Source organism: Pirellulales bacterium (assembly GCA_036490175.1).
Taxonomy (GTDB): domain Bacteria; phylum Planctomycetota; class Planctomycetia; order Pirellulales; family JACPPG01; genus JACPPG01.
Window position 1 is genome coordinate 17,665 of record DASXEJ010000186.1, and the last position, 14,171, is coordinate 31,835.

Annotated in this window: 13 protein-coding genes; 10 read left to right on the forward strand and 3 right to left on the reverse strand. The window is 62.1% G+C overall.

Features of this window, described 5'->3' with window-relative positions; genetic code table 11:
• The first annotated feature begins 79 nt into the window (after window positions 1-79).
• Window positions 80-967: a hypothetical protein gene (locus VGG64_13670; GenBank protein HEY1600651.1), complete on the forward strand. Its 888-nt coding sequence runs from the start codon at window positions 80-82 to the stop codon at window positions 965-967.
• An 18-nt stretch (window positions 968-985) separates the two neighbouring features.
• Here VGG64_13670 and VGG64_13675 read toward each other — a convergent pair whose 3' ends face one another.
• Together VGG64_13675 and VGG64_13680 are read right to left on the reverse strand one after the other, a co-directional pair.
• Complete coding sequence (locus tag VGG64_13675) at window positions 986-1,147, reverse strand: hypothetical protein (protein ID HEY1600652.1); 162 nt, start codon at window positions 1,145-1,147, stop codon at window positions 986-988.
• 216 nt (window positions 1,148-1,363) lie between these two features.
• On the reverse strand, window positions 1,364-1,930 hold the full coding sequence (locus VGG64_13680; GenBank protein HEY1600653.1) for a superoxide dismutase family protein: 567 nt from the start codon (window positions 1,928-1,930) through the stop codon (window positions 1,364-1,366).
• A gap of 330 nt (window positions 1,931-2,260) precedes the next feature.
• Here VGG64_13680 and VGG64_13685 point away from each other — a divergent pair, with 330 nt between their 5' ends.
• The 7 genes from VGG64_13685 (at window position 2,261) to VGG64_13715 (ending at window position 10,795) form a co-directional block, all read left to right on the forward strand.
• Window positions 2,261-2,947: an FKBP-type peptidyl-prolyl cis-trans isomerase gene (locus VGG64_13685; protein ID HEY1600654.1), complete on the forward strand. Its 687-nt coding sequence runs from the start codon at window positions 2,261-2,263 to the stop codon at window positions 2,945-2,947.
• 97 nt (window positions 2,948-3,044) lie between these two features.
• The gene (locus VGG64_13690) at window positions 3,045-3,353 is read left to right on the forward strand and encodes a putative quinol monooxygenase (protein ID HEY1600655.1); all 309 of its coding nucleotides are present in this window, start codon (window positions 3,045-3,047) and stop codon (window positions 3,351-3,353) included.
• 226 nt (window positions 3,354-3,579) lie between these two features.
• Entirely contained in the window at window positions 3,580-4,668 is a 1,089-nt protein-coding gene (locus tag VGG64_13695) for an XdhC family protein (protein HEY1600656.1), read from the forward strand.
• 23 nt (window positions 4,669-4,691) lie between these two features.
• Complete coding sequence (locus VGG64_13700) at window positions 4,692-5,345, forward strand: nucleotidyltransferase family protein (protein ID HEY1600657.1); 654 nt, start codon at window positions 4,692-4,694, stop codon at window positions 5,343-5,345.
• A 178-nt stretch (window positions 5,346-5,523) separates the two neighbouring features.
• Entirely contained in the window at window positions 5,524-8,145 is a 2,622-nt protein-coding gene (locus VGG64_13705) for a hypothetical protein (protein ID HEY1600658.1), read from the forward strand.
• Between the two features lie 57 nt (window positions 8,146-8,202).
• Window positions 8,203-9,129, forward strand: a complete 927-nt coding sequence (locus tag VGG64_13710) for an ABC transporter ATP-binding protein (GenBank protein HEY1600659.1) — start codon at window positions 8,203-8,205, stop codon at window positions 9,127-9,129.
• Between the two features lie 46 nt (window positions 9,130-9,175).
• The gene (locus VGG64_13715) at window positions 9,176-10,795 is read left to right on the forward strand and encodes an ABC transporter permease subunit (protein ID HEY1600660.1); all 1,620 of its coding nucleotides are present in this window, start codon (window positions 9,176-9,178) and stop codon (window positions 10,793-10,795) included.
• Between the two features lie 80 nt (window positions 10,796-10,875).
• Here VGG64_13715 and VGG64_13720 read toward each other — a convergent pair whose 3' ends face one another.
• The gene (locus tag VGG64_13720) at window positions 10,876-11,820 is read right to left on the reverse strand and encodes a GGDEF domain-containing protein (GenBank protein HEY1600661.1); all 945 of its coding nucleotides are present in this window, start codon (window positions 11,818-11,820) and stop codon (window positions 10,876-10,878) included.
• 132 nt (window positions 11,821-11,952) lie between these two features.
• Between VGG64_13720 and VGG64_13725 the strand changes: the two genes are divergently transcribed.
• Window positions 11,953-12,909, forward strand: a complete 957-nt coding sequence (locus VGG64_13725; protein ID HEY1600662.1) for an aspartate carbamoyltransferase catalytic subunit — start codon at window positions 11,953-11,955, stop codon at window positions 12,907-12,909.
• Between the two features lie 25 nt (window positions 12,910-12,934).
• On the forward strand, window positions 12,935-14,171 hold a 1,237-nt coding region (locus VGG64_13730), incomplete at its 3' end, for a dihydroorotase (GenBank protein HEY1600663.1).

Below are 14,171 nucleotides of genomic sequence, written 5' to 3' on the forward strand. Positions count from 1 at the left end.
GCGCGATAGGATGATGCGGTCGCTCCGCCGGAGCAGCAACGCGACTTGAATCGCCACGTCATCAACACGGGGCCGTACCATGACACACTCTCGCAATGTTAACGGCAGTTTGGCGTTCTTCGCTCTCACATGTTTCGCCTGGCCGGCCCTGGCCTATGCGGCGGACGCTCCTCCTGAGAGCGATGTCTCGACCGTGCAGCAACCGCTCGACGAGTTGATTCAGCAGCGGGTCGTAGCAGCACGCGAATGCCTGACGAGCACCCGCGCGGCCTTCGAACGAGACACCGTCACATTGGACCTCGTGTTGACGGCGATCTGCGATTTGCGCGCCGCCGAACTCGACGCGGCAACCACGTCGAAAGAGCGCACGACCGCGCATTTCAGCGCATTGACCGCCGCACGCGCGATGGAAGCCCAAATCAGCGAGTTGTACCGCGTGGCCGCGCGCGGCGGAGAAGCCGATAAATATTGGCAGACCAAGGCCGCGCGCCTGGAGGCCGAAATCAGCCTAGCGCGGGAAAAGTCAGGACCGGAATCGGACCAGCGCGGTGACGCGCCCCAGGATCAAGATAAGGCTGACCGCAAGCAGGCCAGCGCCGTTCAACAACAAGAGTTGAACCAATTACGCCAAGAGCGAATGGCCGCCGCGAATCGGTTTGCGGTTGCCGCGCAGGCCGCCTATGAAACGGACACGATCACGTTGGATATCTTGCTGACGGCTCTTCGTGAGCGATTCGCTGCTCGGGTTGATGCGGCCGACAAGAATGCCGAGCGTCTGGCCGCACATCGCGAGTTTATTGCATCAACCCAAGCCGTCGAGACACGCATCAAGGCTCTCTTTGACGCCGGCGCGCGCGGCGGTGAGGCCGAAAAGTATGCGCATGTGCGGACCACGCGCCTCGAGGCCCAGATTGGCCTGGCCCGCTTTCAGCAGACACAAGCCGGGCCTCCCGCGGCCGCCAAGTAACCGCGCAATACGCTAGCGCTACGGCCGGGGCTGGCCCGGGTTTTCCTCAAGTCCGCCCGGGGGCGGAGCATCGGTCGTGTTTGCCGGTGGTGGGGGCGTGTAATCCTTGTCCGCGGGGCCGCACGCCGAGCAAGCGAGCGACGCCACGACCACGGCCAGTGAGAAGAGCTTGGTTTTCAAGAGTCCATCCTTGCGCAGGTTAACGTAAATCCAATTGGTGACGTTCCTCGCAGGCCGCATGGCCTGCCGTCGTGACAATTTGCACGGCACTGCTGGCCGGGTACCCTCTGAGTGCAGCAGTGCATGGTGAATCGCCGACCACTCATCCTTTCGCACGCGGGAAAATCCCGCGGTGGCACCCGGCGTGTCAATTATCTACATGATCGCCGCTGTTGACTACTTCTTCGGAGGGCTGGCCACGCCGATGACGCCCACCGCGACGCGACCGCCGGCATCGCCGACCGGTTGCGTGAACTTGTCCGGATTCGCGTGTACGACCACACCGCGGCCCAGAATGGAGTGCGGACCCGCCAACTCCAACATCGTGTCCTTGAGGTCGATCGTGGCGACACCATCGGCACCAGCCGTGACATTGCCAAGGTCACCCACATGACGTTCCTTGTCCTCGGGCTTGCCATGCGGCTTGTCGTCGGGATTGAAGTGGCCGCCAGCGGACATGCCATCGGTCATGCCGGTCACGTCGCCGAACTGATGTACATGGAAACCATGCTGACCAGGCTTGAGACCCGATATCTTGCCGCTGACGTGAACGGCGTTCCCTTCTTTGCTGAAATAGATGACGCCGGTCACGCCACTGTCGCCGGTCGGCAACAGCACGGCGACCGCGCGATCGACTCCGCCCATGGCCCCATGGCCGGCGGGGGCTTTGGTTTGTTGGGCGGTCGCGCCCCAGGCACTGGCAAGCACTATCGCGGCAAGGGTCAAGGCAATTGTGGCACGCATGCGTTGTTCTCCTAAAGAGGTTTAGCTGGCGCGTGAAGGTCAGGTAATGGACGTACTGCGCAGAATTATGCGACTGCCGTCGGCAGGTGCAAGCCTGGCGGCCGATTTTGTGCCACACGGTCGAGATGGGTCTGAGGGCCTCGCTCGACCCCGGAACCGGGTTGTTTTGCGGTGGCCGACGGCGGTATGATGGGGGCGTCCCCCAAGCCCCCCCGGCCCGCTACGTGACTACGCCTCGCCAAGCGGGCCTTTTCGCTGCTGTGCACCGCGGCGAATTGTTCGACGCCGCGTCGATACAAGCACCTGCCCCCGAAAAATAAAGGACTTTTCATGCGTGCCATGCCCCTCTTTGTCCTGATCGCGTTCTTGGCAGCCACCGCGTCGGCCCAAGCACCCAAGCAAAAACCCGTGGTCAAGCAACCGGCGAGCTCCGCCGCCACGGCCAGCTACATCATTGGCTACCAGATCGGTGCGAACTTCAAGCGGCAACATGTGCCGATCGACGGCCAGGCGATCATCAAGGGTCTGCAAGAGGGACTCGCCGGCGGCAAGCCCCCCATGACCGAGGAGCAGATGGACGAAGTGATGCGGGCATTCCAAAAAGAGGTGACCGCGCGGATGTCGGAGCAAGGCAAACAGGAAGGAGAAGCCTTTCTGGCGACGAATGCCAAAGCGCCGGGCGTAAAGACGACCAAGTCCGGCCTGCAATACAAAGTTCTCAAGGAAGGAACCGGCAAGTCTCCGCAAAAGTCCGACACTGTGACAACGCACTACAAGGGCACGTTGATCGATGGGACGCCGTTCGATAGTTCCTATGATCGGAACGAGCCGGCTTCGTTTCAGGTCGACGGAGTCATCGGCGGTTGGACCGAGGCCCTGCAGATGATGAAGGTCGGCTCGAAATGGCAGCTCTTCATCCCTTCGGACCTGGCCTACGGCCCCCAGGGGAGCCCACCGACAATTCCGCCAAATTCGACACTGATTTTCGAAGTCGAACTGCTGAAGATCGGCCAGTAAGCACGGTCGACATGCGGGCGTCCGCGGAGGCGCGGCAATCTCGGCAGGGCTCGCGCGCGACACATCGAACCAGGACCTACATACGGGGAGTTGATCCTTGATTCACGTCATCGCCACTATCCAGCTTACGCCGGGTCGCCGGGCCGATTTCCTGAAGGAATTCCATGCGCTCGTTCCTTCGGTCAAAGCCGAGCCGGGTTGCCTTGACTACGGTCCGACGATTGACATCGCCAGCGGCATCCCGGTGCAGGGTGCCCTGCGCGAGGACGTCGTCACGGTGGTCGAGCGTTGGAAGGATCTCGACGCCCTGCGCGCTCATCTGGTGGCGCCCCACATGCAGGCCTATCGCACCAAGGTCAAGGACCTGGTGCAGGGCACGCAGCTGCAAGTGCTCGGTCCGGCGTAGCCTGTTGACGTAGAAATCCAAAAAGTGACCTAGTTCGCGCATGGTCCCCACCGGCAATCGCGGGTTGCGCGACGATGCCTTGGATCGACAGTTCCAGGTTGTAGCTGTGCTCAGGCCGGGCTAAGCTGAGGCCGGCCGCCGGACCAGCGACGCGTGGCGACGCGGCGATGGCCGATCCTCGCGGCCCGTGATCTGCTTCACACTGACGCCACGGCGAACCTTTTCGATGCGCGAACTGTTGGATCAATTGCTCGACACGGTCGCAGCGGGCAAGCCCGTGGCCTACTGTCGACTGGTCGAGACACGTGGCTCGACTCCGCAGAAAGCCGGCGCCGCGATGCTCGTGTTTGCTGACGGTTCGCAGGCCGGCACGCTGGGCGGGGGCTGCGTCGAGGCCGAGGTCAAACGCCGCGCACTGGCCCGCTTGGCTAACGGGCAAGCGGAAATCTGCAACTTTCAGCTCGACAACGACTACGGCTGGGACGATGGACTGATCTGCGGCGGCCGGATGCTCGTGCTGGTCGACCCGCTGGCCCCGATGGCGAACACCGAATACTTTTCACGACTGCGCGATCAACTCGCGCGCGGCGAGGGCTGTACGGAGGCGATTGTTTTCGACGCTGAGAAAAGCGGGCTACCGTCTCCCACTTGCTACCTGACCGATGCGCAGGGCCAGCTACGGGCGCTGCGTCATGCCCCGGCGGATGGCCAGCAGTTGCCCACGAGTATTGCCGAGAGGCTGGCCGCAGGACGCGATTGGGTCCGTGCGCAAGCCGAAGGCGGGGTGGCCTACTTGCCGCACCGCGCCCGCGCAACGTTGCTGATCGTTGGCGGCGGACACATTGGCCAGGCCGTCGGCAATCTGGCGTCGGACCTCGGCTTCGACGTGTGCGTGGTCGATGATCGTGCCGAATACGTGGCCCGCGAACGATTTCCGCGCGCCCGGCAGTTGCTGCACGGTGACATTGGCCAGACGCTGGCTGAGCACCAGATCACGCCCGACACTTATTGCTTGATCGTTACGCGTGGCCACAACCACGACGAAGAGGCGCTCTACCACCTTGTGGACCGTGGCGCGCGTTATGTGGGCATGATCGGCAGCCGGCGCAAAATCCGCCTGATCTTTGACGACTTAGAAGCGCAAGGAATAGCGCCCGAAGCGTTGGCCAAGGTGTTTGCTCCGGTGGGTCTCGAGATCGGATCGCAAACCGTGGCCGAAATCGCAATCAGCATCCTGGCCGAGTTGGTCGCCCACCGCAATTGTGGCGGGCAGGTTCCGGGCCGCACGGCAACGATTCACGCCTGCGACACGTAAGGCGGCACTCGGAACGTTGCGACATGGACGAACGTCCGGCACTCCCTTTGGACTCCGCGCCTTCGCACTCCGCACCGCGATTCTTCGCAGTCATACCCGCCGCGGGACGTAGCGCACGGATGGGTCAGCCGAAGCTCTTGCTCCCCTGGGCCGGCGGCACTCTGATCGAACATGTGATCGGCCAATGGCTTGCCAGCAGCGTTTGCCGTGTGATCGTCGTGTTGCACCATGACGACGTCGATTTGGCCGAGACCTGCCGCCGGGCAAGAGCAACGGTCGTCGTACCCGCGATTCCGCCCCCGGACATGAAATCGAGCGTCAGCCACGCATTGAACTCGATCGTGGCCGAGAACACTCCGATGCCGACCGATGCGTGGCTGTTGGCTCCGGCCGACATGCCACGGCTGAGCACGCGGCTCATTGATTTCATCATCGCCGCGTACGACCCAGACTCGCCGCAGATCATCGTGCCCAAATACAGCGGGCGCCGCGGCCATCCCGTGCTGTTCCCGTGGGCCATGGCGGGCGAAGTCGCGCGTTTGGGGCCGACCGAGGGGCTCAATCTGTTGGTGAATCGGGGCCCAGTCCGCGAACTCGAATGGCCCGACGACGGACCGCTTGTCGACATCGACACGCCCACGGACTATCGACGCTGGCGCGGCGATCAGCTGGGTTAGCACGCAAACGGATATCTCTTTCAGCGATACCTCGGATGTTCCGGCCGCTTTTCTCGGTCGCGGCTGGCCCTTACGATGGTGTTATCGCGCGGCGGGCCGAAAACCGGGCACTAGCCGTTTCGGCGCATCACACGCATATCATTTGGGCAGCGATCGATAGCTCCACGTCGAGCCAAGCATGGATGAATCCTCTGCAGACAGCGGACCGGTGCCGCCGAGCGCATCGGACAGCGATGCTGCGCGCGAAGCATCGCCACCGATCGTCGAGCAGCTTCCCTCGTGGCGCAAGCGCTGGAAGTCGCGCATGGTGGTGGCGCTGGTCATTGCGGCTGCCGCGACGTTGATTTATCGGCGCGTGTCGATGCCCACTGGCGTACCGGCAAATCTCGCGACGCTGCAATCGCCCGAAGATAAGAAAAACACCAAAGGTCCCACGGACCCGTTCACGTTTGGTCCTTTTACGCTTCGTCCTAGCGAGTCGGATCGCATCGAGGCCGGCATCAAGCCGGGCCATTGGACCATGGCCTCGCAAGACGTCCGCGCCAACTTCGATGACTTCCGCGGGGAATTGGTCACCGAGGTGGTCCAGCCCACAGGAGACGGCGTCGATCTCGACGGGCAGACTTTCCATATGCGGTCCTCCCGCCCCGCCGTGCTGCCCAAGTTACAGAAGAAATTGCTCGATATTGCCATGTTCAATCCGGTCGAACATTTCAGCCGGCAGGTGGCGCCACGACTATTAACGCGCACAGGGCGCGACGTATGGAACGCGCGCGAGTTGCTGTCGCCGATTCCAGCGGAACAATACTTTTTGGTCGTGCTCGCTCGGCAGCCGGAAGACTATCGATACTTGCAGACAATGGATACGGTCCGGGCACCGCAAGGAAGTTCGGAAGATCGTGGCGCTCAGGCACACTACCGCGTTGTGGCGCCGACGGTAACTCTCTTAGCACCGGTGCCAAGTCAGGCCCTCTTCTGGACCAGTACGGCGGTGGTGCTGTGGGACGGTTTGGATCCCACGCTGCTGACAACCGCGCAGCAGCAAGCGCTCATCGATTGGCTGCACTGGGGCGGACAATTGATCGTCAGCGGCCCCGATTCGCTCGACCAGCTGCGCGATAGTTTCTTGGACGGAGTCCTGCCCGCTACCGGCGGCGAAGGCTGGGAAATGACGGAAGCCACGTTGGCTGCGCTGGGCCACATCTCGCCGGACACCGAACGCAAGATACGCTTGTTTCAGCCCTGGAGCGGCCAGCATTTGAATGTGGAGCAGCGCGACGGCCAGGTGCTGGCCGAGGCCGACGATCACCAGCCCCTGATCGTCGAACAGCGGATTGGCCGCGGGCGGACGGTGGTCACGGCCTTTCGTCTCTCGCAGCGCGACCTGATCGATTGGGCCGGTTTTGATGCCGTCTTCAATGCTGCCTTGTTGCGAGCACCTGCCCGCCGTTTCGCGCGCAGCATAGAAGATAAGGTCGGCGTCGAATGGGCCGACGGCATCGAAGAAGCGCCAGGGCGCGTCACGCAAGTTCGCTTCTTCACGCGCGACGCGGGACGCCCCCTGCCCCAACCACGCGATGTGCATGAACTGCGTGGCCAACGCGGCCTTGTCAAACCTCAGGTGATTACCGGCAGCGATCCGTTCGGTCCGGATGCCGACATGATGGGACAAAAAATCGCTATCGGTCCCGGCATCGCTGCCTGGGATGATCAAAGCCACGCATCACAGGCGGCGCGCGAATCGCTCAAGGAAGCGGCGGGTATTCAAGTTCCCCGGGCGCGTTTCGTATTCGCGCTGCTGGGAGCCTACGTCTTTGTGCTCGTGCCGCTGAACTGGTTGCTCTGTCGATCGTTTGGACGGGTCGAAATGGCCTGGCTGCTCGCGCCCGCAATTGCCGTCGTATTTGGCGTGGTGGTCGTGAGGCTTGCCCAGTTGGACATCGGCTTCGTCCGCTCGGCAACTGAACTGGCGGTGCTGGAAGTGCAGGGAGACTATCCTCGCGCGCATCTGACCCGCTATTGCGCACTGTACACTTCGCTCTCGACGGACTATTCGCTGGCGCTCTCGAACCCGTCGGCCGTAGCCCTACCCTTTGCTACCGGCATGGGCCTGAGCACTGGCCCGCAACAGCGTCGCGGTACGGTCGTCCTGCGCCAAGAACCGGATACCGGCACGGCCAGCGAGATTCCGGTACGACTTGAGCAGTTGACCGTTTCCAGCAATTCTACGGGCATGGTTCACACGGAGGAGATGTTCGATTTGGGCGGGTCGCTGCAATTCGTGCCTGGCTCCGATGGGGGCAAGCACCGCATCCGCAATGGCACTGCGCTGCACCTGCGGAATGCGGTCGTCATGGATCGCAACGCGCGCGCCGTGGATGGCCCATCGACGGAATACCGATACGCCTGGCTGGGAACTCTGGAACCGGGCGACGAGGCGGAGTTCGAGCTTTTCAGCCGGCAAGACGGCGCGTTTCAGGAACCGTCGGAGCAGGAAGCGAAAGCGTTCGAATCGCTTGCTTCGCTCAACGTGAAACCGCTGGTGGACGTCGCGCAAAAAGACATCGGCAGTGCCGAGCTGCGTTTGATGGCCTGGACCGATGACGAACTTCCAGGAGTTACCATTACGCCGGTGGCGAATCAAGCGCGACACGCGGCCGCGATCGTGGCGCATTTATCGTATGGCGCCACGCGCCCCTTGGAGATGGATTTCAATTCCCGCGCGCAAGTTGCCGAAGGGTTGCCTGACGAAAACGAGTCTGGCGACTTTATGGCTCCTGCGAACGGGGCCACGCCCTAACGATTCACGCTTCGGCAATGTTCAACACCGCCGCAACCTTGGCCCCTAGCCGCACAGATGATTGAACTCACCAACTTTGGCAAGACTTACGGCGATTACGTGGCCGTCGCGTCGCTCAACCTCAAGATCGAAGCCGGCGAGCTGTTTGGCTTCATCGGACCCAACGGCGCCGGCAAGAGTACCACCATTCGCTTCCTGGCCACGCTGCTGAACGCCACGCACGGAGAGGGAGTTGTCAACGGGCATAGCGTCACCAAGGACCCGCTGGGCGTGAGGCGCAGCGTGGGCTACATGCCTGACAACTTTGGCGTATACGACGGCATGAAGGTTTGGGAGTTTCTCGATTTCTTCGCCGTTGCCTATCAGATTCCGCGGGTCCGCAGGCGGCAAGTCATAGGCGACGTGCTCGAGCTGCTCGACCTGACCCACAAGCGCGACGACTTCGTCAATGGTTTGTCGCGCGGCATGAAGCAGCGGCTCTGCCTGGCCAAAACATTGGTGCATGATCCTCCCGTACTGATCCTTGACGAGCCTTCGAGTGGACTGGATCCGCGCGCCCGCCTGGAAGTAAAAGCCCTGCTGCGCGAGTTGCGGCGAATGGGCAAGACCATTCTGATCTCCAGCCACATCCTGACCGAGTTGGCCGATTGCTGCACGTCGATCGGCATCATCGAGCGTGGGCAGTTGTTGATGCACGGGCCGATCGACGACGTGTATCGCCGCATCCGTCGCAACCGCGTGCTGGAAATTCGCTTTCACGAGCGGATGGAGGCGGGACTGTCGATCATTCGCAGCCGACCGGAAACGATGGACTTACAGGTCGAAGACTCGCGTGCCCGCGTCGAGATGGCCGCCGACGACGCGTGCCTGGCCGCGTTGCTCGACGAGCTTGTGGCGGCAGGAGTTCGCATGCACTCGTTCGCCGAGAGAGATCCCACGCTGGAAGACGTTTTCATGCTGGTCACCAAGGGACTCGTGGCCTAGTTCGGAACAGAGATCGCCCGACGCGTCAGGAAGAGGCTGTCAGACCATGTTTGTGCGCGAGAATCCCGTTTTGCAGCGCGAGCTGCTGGTCAACCTGCGCATGCACCGCGCCTTCGTGCTGCTGTTGGCGTATGTCGTGCTGTTGAGCGCCGTGGTCATGGCGGCCTGGCCATCGGCCAAGAATATCGACATGAGCTCGAACCCCGACGACGGCAAAACCCTCGTCAACCTGATCTTTCTGGAGCAGTATTTCCTGGCCTCGCTGATGGCGCCCAGCTTCGCCGCCGGCGCGATCACCGGCGAGAAGGAGCGCAAAAGCTACGAAATGCTGCTAGCCAGCCCGTTGCGCCCCGGAGCCATCGTTCTCGGCAAGCTGCTGGCCTCGCTTTCGCACCTGGCCATTTTGATTTTTTGCAGTTTGCCGATCGTCATGTTGTGCCTTCCGCTGGGGGGCGTGTCGTTGTACGAGGTGTTGGCGGTCTACCTCGCGGTGATTCTCTCGACGGTCACGTTCGGCATGATCAGCCTGGCCGCGAGTAGTTACTTTCGGCGCACCGCGTCGTCGCTCGTGGTGTCGTACTTGATGGTGCTCCCCTTGGCGCTGGCCGGATTGTTTTTCTGGCGGACGCTGGAAGGTTTTGCCGAGTTGCGGCTGCTCGCCACGGTGACCGTGCTGCCCGTCGTGGCCGCCGCGATTTGCGGAACGTTGTTCGTGGCGACCAGCCGCCGGCTGCTGCATCCGCCCGACGTGGGGAGCGAAGGCAAAGAGGTCGTGGACGAGGCTTTCGAGCAGCGCGCGGCCGTGGGCCTGATCATTCAGCGCGACAAGTTTCCCGACAAGCTTTTCGCTCCGGCCAAACGTGATGATCTGCTCGAGGACGGAACAAATCCAATTTTTGACAAGGAAATGCGCAGCGAAATCTTCAGCCAAGGCACGCTGATGGCGCGGGTCGTGATCCAGGTCAGCATGGCGCTGGCCGTGCCGCTGATGGCCACTTGCCTGTTCCTGAAGCCGGATTGGGCTCCTTGGTACATTAGCTACGTGGTTCTGTTCAATATGCTCGTCGGACCGGTGTTTTCGGCCGGCAGCGTGACCAGCGAGCGCGAACGCGAAACCTTGGACCTGCTACTCGTCACCTTGCTCAGTCCGTGGCAGATTCTGTGGGGCAAGTTGATCTCGGCGCTGCGCGTCGCGACGGTTTTGACGTGTTTCCTGCTCTGGCCGCTGGTACTAGCCTGTTTGTTGGTGACAACCTATTGGGCGAACTGGCAGACGGTGCTTGGCTACCTGGTGATTGTCTTCTTGACATCGGTAACGACCTCGACATTGGCCCTCTTTTGTTCGGTTGTTTTTCGTAAGACTTCGGCGGCGATGATGATGTCCTACGTTGTCATGGCCGCGCTATTCATGGCGCCGGTTGCCGCCGTTGTCTTCGCCCAGAACTACTACGCGGCAGGAGCGAATATCTTTGAAGGAGCCACGTTCGTAAGTCCCTTCGGCGCGGCTTTCAGCCTGCCATTGAACCATATGGCCGTAGGAGACAAGGCCCGTCTCGGCGACTGGCGCATTTGGTTCGCATTCGTGACCTTCGACCTGGCATTGATATGCTCACTGTTCGCTACGATGCTGTGGCTATTCAAGTTACGGTGGCGCGTCGCCGCGTAATGGCGTGATGTGGCGAACACATTACGCACCGTCTACGCCGCGGGCGACCCGAATTCCCGACATGGGTACGGTTGCAACCCCTACGGGATGCTGGCGGCAACCGCGCGATCGCGTCCCAGCGATTTGGCCAGGCGAAGCGCCTCATCAGCACTGGACACGAGAAACGATTCCTGCTGGCCATCAGCGGGAACGAATACGACGTAGCCGGCGCTTGCCCGTGCGGTAGTGTTTTCATCGGTCGTTTCATCGATCACAACCAGATTGACGCGTGCTCGAACGCGTTCCACAATCGAACCCGCCGCGTCCTCCGCTCCAACGTCGAACAGCAGGCCGAATTCGTCCCCGCCCAAGCGCGCCACCATGTCGCCGGTTCGCAACGCCTCGCGTAGGGCACGGCCGGTAGCCACCAGTGCCCGGTCTCCGGCGGCATGCCCATTTCTGGCGTTGACCTGCTTGAAAAAGTCGAGGTCGACAATCGCCAGGCATTGCCGGCTCGCGCCCGGCCCGCGCTGCCGCACGCGGCGACGCAATTCGCGCTGCCAGGCCCGGCGGTTAGGTAGCCCGGTCAGCGGGTCGGAATCCGCCAAATGCGCGAGCCGACCACGGCGGCGATGCTCGCGGTGTACGCGCCGCCGCAACCGCGCATTTTCGCCCAACAGTCGGCACACCAGCGCCAGTTCCCGTTCCGTGGCGTCTGCCGGAATAAAAGTGGCCGGTGGCGGCTCCTTTGGCGTTTCCCCTGAAGGGAGCATCGGGGCGAGGGCATCGTTTTCGATCCCGACGCACAGAATCGCGATCTCACCGTTGAGCAGGCGTCGCTCGGTCGCGGGATCGAGTTTCGGCCCTTGACCGTCTGCCACCACGATCACATCGGCCGCGGCGCTCGCCCGATGTTCGCCGGGTTCGCAAAGTTCGTTTTTCGTCACTAGACGGAACGGCAGACCCGCCAATGCCTTCTGCAGCCGTCCGTTAAGGGCCGGTTTGTCGCTAGCCAAAAGCACGATGAGCGGTGACTTTCCAGACATCTTGCGCATTCTAACAGCAAGCAGAAATATGACCTTACAGCGGTTGCTTGCAGGCACGCCCAGCGGTGATAGAATCTGACCGCAACGCACTCCGCGGCACGACGCCCGACGAGCGCTCCACCGGAGGACGACATGAGCACCAAGGTCGGTGAGATCAGTACCACCCCTGCCGCCTGGACGCGACGACATCTATTGGGGTTAGAGGAACTGTCGGCCGAGGAATTATCGCTGGTGCTCGACACCGCGGTATCGTTCAAAGAGGCCACCGGGGGTTGCCGCAAGCGTCTGTCATCGCTGGCCGGCCGCACCTGCGCCAATTTGTTCTTCGAGCCGTCGACCCGCACCCGCACCAGTTTCTCGCTGGCAGCCCGGCGGTTGGGTGCCGACACGGTCGATTTCACGGCATCGGGCAGCAGCTTGTCGAAAGGGGAAACCTTTATCGACACGGCCAAGAACATCGAGGCCATGGGCATCGATCTGGTCGTCGTCCGGCATCGCACGCCAGGGACACCTCATTTGCTGGCGCAAAATCTGGCCTGTGCCGTGATCAATGCCGGAGACGGCCCGCACGAGCATCCCACGCAAGGTTTGCTCGACATCATGACCATTCGCGAGCACGTCGGACGAATCAAGGGGTTGACCGTCGCCCTGGTAGGCGACATTGCCCATAGCCGCACGGCCCGCTCGAACATTTGGGGGCTGAAAAAGCTCGGCGCCCACGTCATTTTGTGCGGCCCATCGACGCTGGTCTCGCCCCTGTGGCGCGAGATGGGGGTCGAGGTGTCGCATAACCTGGACGAGATCCTGCCCCGTTGCGATGTGCTGAATCTGCTACGCATTCAGTTCGAGCGGCAAACGACGCGTCCTTTCCCGTCGGTACGCGAGTATGCCCTGCTCTATGCCATGAACAGCGAGCGCCTGAAGAAGGCCAAGGACGACATTCTGATCCTGGCGCCGGGGCCGATCAATCGCGGCGTCGAGCTGACACCGGAAGTCGCCGATGGTCCGCACTCGGTCATTCTCGAACAAGTCACTAACGGCCTGGCCGTGCGGATGGCCGTATTGTGGCTCATCTGCGGCACGCTTTAACGCCCCCGCAAGGAAAGTGGAACTTATGTCACGCACATTGATCCAGGGGGGCCGTGTGATCGACCCCAGCCAGCAACTGGACCGCGTGACCAATGTGCTGGTCGAAGACGGCCGCATCGCCGGCTACGACGTCTCCCTCAACGGCCAGGACCTGGTGATCAATGCCCACGGCAAGATCGTCTCGCCGGGCTTAATCGACATGCACGTTCACTTGCGCGAGCCGGGCCGCGAAGAGGACGAAACCATCGCCACCGGTACGGCCGCGGCGTTGGCGGGCGGCTTCACCTCGATCGCCTGCATGCCCAACACCGAGCCGCCGCTGGACACCCAGGCCCAAGTCGAGTTCGTACACCATCAGGCCGTACTGGCCGACAACTGCAACGTCTTCGTTATCGCCTGCGTCAGCCGAAACCGCGAAGGCAAGGACCTGGCCGAGATCGGTCAATTGGTCCAGGCCGGTGCCGTGGGATTTACCGACGACGGCGCCCCCGTCCACGATACGGAACTGATGCGGCGCGCTTTCGAATATACGTCGATGTTCGACAAGCCGATCCTCAATCACGCCGAAGTCCGCGAGCTAACGCACGGCGGCGTGATGCACGAGGGACTGGTCTCACTGCTGTTGGGATTGCCCGGCATGCCGGCCGTGGCCGAAGACGCGATGGTGGCACGCGACATTCTATTGGCCGAGGCGACGGGCGGGCGAATTCACATCATGCACATCTCGTCACAGGGAAGCGTCGAGTTGGTGCGGCGTGCCAAGCGCCGCAACGTGCGCGTCACGACGGAAGTCTGCCCGCACCACTTCACGCTCACGGACGAATGCCTGCGCACGTTCGACTCGAATTGCAAAATGAGCCCACCGCTACGTGGCGAACAGGACGTGGCCGGTTGCATCGCCGGCCTGGCCGACGGCACGATCGATGTGATCTGCACCGATCACGCGCCGCATGCCCTGGAAAAGAAAATGCAGGAACTCGACCAGGCCCCCTTCGGCATCGTAGGGCTGGAAACCGCGCTAGGATTGACCGTCACCAAGTTGATCGAGCCCGGGCATCTAACCTGGCCACAAGCCATCGAGAAGCTGACGAACAATCCAGCCCGCGTGCTGGGGCTGAAAAAGGGAACGCTCACAGTCGGCGCCGATGCCGACGTCACGATCATCGACCCCACGCGACAATGGACGGTCGATCCGCAGCGATTTGCCTCGAAGAGCAGCAACTCGCCTTTCGCAGGATGGAAACTGACAGGCCGTGCCGAGA

What these genes read in the sequence shown, in the direction of transcription:
- VGG64_13670 (HEY1600651.1), top strand. Translation starts at nt 80, where the DNA reads ATGACACACTCTCGCAATGTTAACGGCAGTTTGGCGTTCTTCGCTCTC.
- VGG64_13680 (HEY1600653.1), bottom strand. Translation starts at nt 1,930, where the DNA reads ATGCGTGCCACAATTGCCTTGACCCTTGCCGCGATAGTGCTTGCCAGT.
- VGG64_13685 (HEY1600654.1), top strand. Translation starts at nt 2,261, where the DNA reads ATGCGTGCCATGCCCCTCTTTGTCCTGATCGCGTTCTTGGCAGCCACC.
- VGG64_13695 (HEY1600656.1), top strand. Translation starts at nt 3,580, where the DNA reads ATGCGCGAACTGTTGGATCAATTGCTCGACACGGTCGCAGCGGGCAAG.
- VGG64_13700 (HEY1600657.1), top strand. Translation starts at nt 4,692, where the DNA reads ATGGACGAACGTCCGGCACTCCCTTTGGACTCCGCGCCTTCGCACTCC.
- VGG64_13705 (HEY1600658.1), top strand. Translation starts at nt 5,524, where the DNA reads ATGGATGAATCCTCTGCAGACAGCGGACCGGTGCCGCCGAGCGCATCG.
- VGG64_13710 (HEY1600659.1), top strand. Translation starts at nt 8,203, where the DNA reads ATGATTGAACTCACCAACTTTGGCAAGACTTACGGCGATTACGTGGCC.
- VGG64_13715 (HEY1600660.1), top strand. Translation starts at nt 9,176, where the DNA reads ATGTTTGTGCGCGAGAATCCCGTTTTGCAGCGCGAGCTGCTGGTCAAC.
- VGG64_13720 (HEY1600661.1), bottom strand. Translation starts at nt 11,820, where the DNA reads ATGTCTGGAAAGTCACCGCTCATCGTGCTTTTGGCTAGCGACAAACCG.
- VGG64_13725 (HEY1600662.1), top strand. Translation starts at nt 11,953, where the DNA reads ATGAGCACCAAGGTCGGTGAGATCAGTACCACCCCTGCCGCCTGGACG.